Annotated in this window: 5 protein-coding genes; 1 reads left to right on the forward strand and 4 read right to left on the reverse strand. The window is 40.4% G+C overall.

The window, feature by feature from the left end:
* The 3 genes from BTO30_RS15180 to BTO30_RS15190 form a co-directional block, all read right to left on the reverse strand.
* The coding region (locus tag BTO30_RS15180) for a transposase (protein WP_245796516.1) at positions 1-251 on the reverse strand (251 nt) is incomplete at its 3' end.
* Positions 252-318: 67 nt separating this feature from the next.
* Entirely contained in the window at positions 319-786 is a 468-nt protein-coding gene (locus BTO30_RS15185) for a transposase family protein (protein ID WP_075399555.1), read from the reverse strand.
* Between the two features lie 232 nt (positions 787-1,018).
* Complete coding sequence (locus BTO30_RS15190) at positions 1,019-1,999, reverse strand: helix-turn-helix domain-containing protein (protein WP_075399556.1); 981 nt, start codon at positions 1,997-1,999, stop codon at positions 1,019-1,021.
* 722 nt (positions 2,000-2,721) lie between these two features.
* Here BTO30_RS15190 and BTO30_RS15195 point away from each other — a divergent pair.
* Positions 2,722-3,855: a tyrosine-type recombinase/integrase gene (locus BTO30_RS15195; protein WP_075399557.1), complete on the forward strand. Its 1,134-nt coding sequence runs from the start codon at positions 2,722-2,724 to the stop codon at positions 3,853-3,855.
* 305 nt (positions 3,856-4,160) lie between these two features.
* On the opposite strand, the gene BTO30_RS15205 is transcribed toward BTO30_RS15195, so the two are convergent.
* Entirely contained in the window at positions 4,161-5,399 is a 1,239-nt protein-coding gene (locus BTO30_RS15205; RefSeq protein WP_075399559.1) for an IS110 family RNA-guided transposase, read from the reverse strand.
* Positions 5,400-5,870: the final 471 nt, after the last annotated feature.

Raw genomic sequence — 5,870 nt, forward strand, 5'->3', positions numbered from 1 at the left:
CGTTTACAGCACTGCGGCTCTACCTTTAATGTAATCATTGTTGGCACCAAGGCAGGAAGAAAAGAATCCAGCTGCTTTTTGGCATTTCTTATAAAGTGCCACCGGTCATAAACTTGAGTGATTTGATTATTCGCCTGTGTAATCGCTTGACGGAAACTGTTAAAACCGTCCCGGCTGACTACTTGAATAAATGGATGCTGCATCAGCCAATGAGCAACGGTTTCGGGCAGACGGTCAGGCAGAATGGCCAATGGGGCATTGGATTGAAGGTTACAGATGAGCGTACCTTAGGTATGCCCTTTACAGAAGGCGAAGTCATCAATCCCGACAAAAGGGAGAAACCTCCGGTTCAATATGCGTTTTACGCACTAGATTTAATAAGGTATCATGACTGACAGGAAGATGAATCGATTGAGCTACCTTTTCAGCAGACAGACAGCTGGTTGCGAAAGCCAATTTACGTAAAACCTCTTCGGCTCTGGCAGTACGGCGGCCATTAGATGAAAGCCAATCATATCTTTCTGTAAAGATTTTTATCGTACATTCAGGTTCCTCATAAAACCATTTTCTTGTGATGAGAAGCAGTGTGACAGACTTACTACCAATTGGAAGGTCCTGCACTTTACGTGAGTACTGGCTGTGCTTGCGATGACTAAGTGTTAAACAGCCTGGACAAGATGCGGAAGTAGATGAACGCTTTACGGCTAAAAATAAGGAATCGTCCGTGGAGGTCACATGCAAAAGTTCTAAATCGAGATCTGGTGAAGGCCAAGAAATAGAGAGCATTTGAAGTCACTCCTTTTCCTTTATTATATCAGCCAAGTATCGGATTCGTCTTTCACCAACTCGTCGTAATAACCAAAAGTAACTCGGCGTTGACATAAATCAAAAACAAAATTTAAAGCAAATGAGCAAAAGCCTATTTAAATTTGATATTAATAATAGTACTAATACTAATTGCAACACCTCAATTAATTTTAAAATTACAGAAGTATTGCAATCGATAAACAGCCCCTTCTTATTTAAAATAGTCTAAAATAATTTTTTTTGATATTTCCTGCATTGTCGTACCGCGTTCTTCGGCTAACTGCTTAATTTTCTTTTTTATATTGGTTGGCAAGTGAATAGAAAGACTTTTTTCTGATGACTCGATACGAATTTGAGCAGCGTTGCCTGCGACTTCACCTTCAATCATTTTGCTCTCCAAAAAATGCGTGATTCCTTCAGCATTCTCCACCATATTAAATAAAGCATCCTTTAAATAGATCGTCACATTGTTTTCTTCATAAGAAAATTCCATGTACACATTTGAAAGGTCAAATTGCTGGTACAGTAGATCAAAAAACTGCCGAGACAGAGAAAGGTTCAAAGGAAGAGATAACTTAGCATATCCTGGTGTTCCAGTCCGTTTCCCAAAGGATAAAGAATAATCAGGCGACAGCTCATATTTATAAATGCCTTCTTCGTAAGAAACTTCATTGCCAGAATCCATTAGTAAAAACCCCCAGATCCCATTAGATTTGCAAATTAGGCGCGCTTCATTGATTGTGCTTGATGAGAATCGCTGATAGAAGGCATAATTATTTTTTCGGTCATAGAAAGTGCGTTGCTTCAGACGGTCCTCAATCAATCGCTCTTTATGCTGCTCCTGAAACAGATCCAGATCATTTTTTTCAATTATTGTTACTTCCCTGTTCCTCCATAATTCCTTCTGATAAGGAATAAGACCTTCCTGCAAATATGATAAAATAACTGCTCTGGAAACTTTTAAATAGTCAGAAGCTTCACCAGTCATCATTCCTAACGGTTTCATCTTTTCCTGCTCTTCCTTTAACTGTTCCACCTTTGCTTTCTCAAAAAGATATCCTCTGTGTCCGCCCCATATGTCTTCAACGGGTTTCAATTTTCCAATTCGAATGTAGTGTCCTATAGTAACAGCTGACTTTCCTAAGACTTCAGCTGCTTCCTTTGTTGTATAGCAATTTGATATATCTATCATTATTTTCCTTCCTTACTATTCTTATTTAAAGTACCGCGTTTCTTCTATATTATATATGTACTTAAAATCATCTTTTAACCAACGAAAAAACGATACACATCTACATATAGATTTTGAAATGAAAGATTTTTAACTTACGTTTGAATTAGCAGCAGCTAAAGACAAACTGTACACCTAGAACTCGCTCTACATTTTCTAGAACATGTTGATTTTCCACTATTTAAATAGAAGAGCAAATTCGAGATTTGTTTCATCGAATTCGATGGTAAATGAGAAAATAAATACAAGAAACAGTAAATATGAAGTTAGAAAAAGAAAATACATACTCACAAATTTACACCTAACACAAGTAGAAATTTCCACTTATGTTAGGTAGGAAAATAAAATCTCATTTTAAAGAGAAAGGGATGTAATTTGCGATCCTACAAATTGAAAACAAATTTTTATTAATTATTTGAATAATATCATTATAAGTATTTGAAATAAATTAATCAAAATTAATTTTATTTGAGAATGTAATTAAATATAAAAAATATTTATTTATTAATTATCATACTAAATTCAACAAATGCTATATTTTTTGAATCCTCTATTTAAAATTATATCTTGAATCAAAATAAACTTTTAACTAATTATTGGATTCAATATAAATTATATCTATAATTGGTTATAATAAAAATGGATATTCTGATACATTTAGTTATTAGAAAAGGGTGTTAGAGATGAATGAATTAGCGAAAATAGAAAAAGGAGACTTGCTTTTTCCAGCGAACCCGGATGAGGTGATACTGAATCTAACGGAGAGGCAGGAACAGGCGGAACGAGAGGGGAAGCCAGACTTCACTTATTTTGATGATCGCGACATGCTTCATTATTATCTCTATCAGGAAAAGAATATTAATTCAAACGCAAACCGGTCACAGCGGACCATTAAAGAATATGAAAAAGAGCTTCGGATGATGGTCAAACAGCTGCTTGAGATTGCGCCTCTCGTGCATCGAGATATGGTTTTGGTGGATGGTTCACTGTTTAAGAGCTTAGAAAAGCGTCACATTCGCCGTTATCAGAAGTGGGTTGCAGAGGAGAGCCCTTATGCAGTAAGGAATGGAGGCTATTCACCGGCTACAATGGAGCGAAAAACATTCATCTGGAAAAGCTTTTTTTCCTTTTTATATAAAAGCGGATATATTGAAAAGCCGATCCATGAAGGACTGCTTTCTGCATCCGTTCGCTCTGAGGACCGGCCGAACCGCGACCTGGGACCGGCAGAAGTCATTCAGCTGCTGGATTATTTTCATGAGCGGCAAAACCATATTGTTTTTTCACTTATTCATGTGCTGGTTGGAACGGGAATGCGAAATGAGGAATTGTGCCGGTTAAAGGTTTCGGATGTTCGCTATGACAGTATATTTGGGGACTATTATCTTTCTGTTCTCGGAAAAAGAAGTAAACGGCGGGAAATCCCCTTAAAGTCCAAGGTAATGGATAGTATTTTGCGCTATAGAAAAGCACGGTTTCGTCCTGTTGATTTTCCAAACAGCAGCGATGAGCCGCTATTTATTACAAGCACCGGCCGTCCTTTTACCCCGGATGGACTAGCTCACTTTTTAAGCAGGCAGCTGAAAGAAGTGGATCTTCCGTTTGTCCGTTCAGGGCATATTAAAATTACAGCCCACGTATTCAGGCACAGCTTTGCGATCATCTCACATATCAATAAGGCCGATGTGTACTCAATCATGAAGGCACTAGATCATGAAGACATTCACACAACGATGATCTATCTACAAAAAGTGCTGAATCGAGAGCAGCATGTGGTGCATCAATGGAATAATGAAACATTAGGTAGTTATATATGAAGAAACTAAAGGTTTTTTTGACTTTGAGTCGGATCAATCTTATCTGAAGCAGTTTTTCAAAGAGCTGAAGGTCATGTGTGAGGCATTTCCTATGCAGAATGCCAATAAAAAGGGCTGGTTTTCGTCCGATAAATAATAGCCCAATGGTAATATGTCAAGCACCAAAATCGAGTGAATTGGAAATTAAAAAGAACACATCAAAAAGAAAAGCGAATTTTGGGCATGACAAAGAACCCTCTCATTTCCCGTCTTTAAAAAGGATAAAAATGGAAGGTGATGGGCTTTGGAAGGATGTGACCTAACGCTTAATCACGTCTCCTTTCCGGTGGTGTGTACAGTTGGTTGGTGCGCAACAGCGAATGCACCAGCCGTACCAGTTTTCTTGCCGTCATGACGAGAGCGCGTTTATGTTTGTGATTTGGGACTTCATTGTATTTCTTTAAGTAAAATGCTTTGTATTCCGAATCATGCTTTCGAATCGACTCCGCCGCCTGAATGAGATAATAGCGCAAATATTTATTGCCCGTCCTCATCCGGCTCGTATTCTCGGATTCATACTCACCGGACTGGTGCTGATTCCAAGAAAGCCCGGCATACTTGGCAAGAGCGTGGTGATCTTTAAACCGGCTGATATCTCCGATCTCAGCGATTAATCCCGCTGCGAAGACATCACCAATTCCTTTGACAGACGTCAGCGTTTGAGGAATGCCTTTCATCAGTTTGGCAATTTCCTTATCCAGTCGCTTCACTTGTGATTCCATGTGCTGGATGACGCTTAATGTGACAGACAGTGACAGATTGACCGGATCTTCCATCGTTTTGTTTAAACGAAAAGAAGAACGGCCCAGTTTCTGCAGGTAAGCGGCAACCTCTTCTGGATTGGCAAAACGGTTCCTGCCTCTTTCCTGAAGGAAAGCCGTTAAGTCTTCAAGGCTCATTTCAGCAACAGTTTCAGGATCCAGTTCTTCAATAACGGCTAAGCTTGTGGTGCCAAATGTATTCGAAAACGGGTTATCTTGACGCATCCCGCTGAATTTTAGAAAAAGCTGATTGAGGAAATAGGTTTTATTTCGACCGATTTCCCTCATCATGTGAAACCGGGTTCTCGTTAAGCGCTGAAGAGCTGCGTAATGGTGCGCTTCTTTCATCTCAGATGGCAGTCGTCCAAATCGCAGGTGATCCGCGATAACCCAGGCATCAATTTTATCGTTTTTCGGCAGTGTGTCGTATCCTTTCTTGAATCGGGCAACCTTTCGGGCATTCAGCACATAAATCTGACACCGGTAACCCGGTTCGTATCCTTTGAGCTGATCCTGAAGATAGTGGGCAACGTGCCAGCTGTACTGGTCTGTCGCCTCCATGCCGATTTGAATATGGGCGCACTGATTCTTTTCCGCCGTCTCCAGTACACGTTTGATCAGGGTATCCGCCCCTGTACGATCATTGGAAACAGAAAAATCAGCGAGTGCCGCCCCGTCCGCACGCATGAAATGGACATGGTGTGAGCGAAGACTCACGTCTATACCGACAAGCATTTGTGACATGCCAATCACCTCCTGGTGAAGATCATAATCAGAATTGTGCCAGACCTGGGTGCCCATGGGAATCATCGATGTCTGCCTCGTCATAAGCACTCAAAAGCGGAAAGACCATCATGAGCGCTGCACTCTCTTTCAGCTAGTGGCGCAACCAATGGTTAGACCTTCAATAATGAGCCATGGGTAGCAGGCTTTTTAAGCAGTACACTTTCGTGTCCGCAAGGAGGGCAAAGCTATATCCCGAGACAATTCTGTCAGCTCCTATTGTCCCATGGGCAGGCCTGGACGAAAAGTGCGTTTACAAGAAATCAGGCATTGCAAAACAGGACGAAGTCTTGAAATGAAGTACGCTCCATCCTTCGCCCTGTCATTTATGAGATTGTCCACACTGGTACTATGTCAATAAAATGGACAGAGTAAATTGAGATTTTCTTTTTCTACCGCACTTCGCTTGGTGGCTTCTGCCCGGCGCAAATG

The organism is Domibacillus antri, assembly GCF_001936625.1.
Lineage (GTDB): Bacteria > Bacillota > Bacilli > Bacillales > Domibacillaceae > Domibacillus > Domibacillus antri.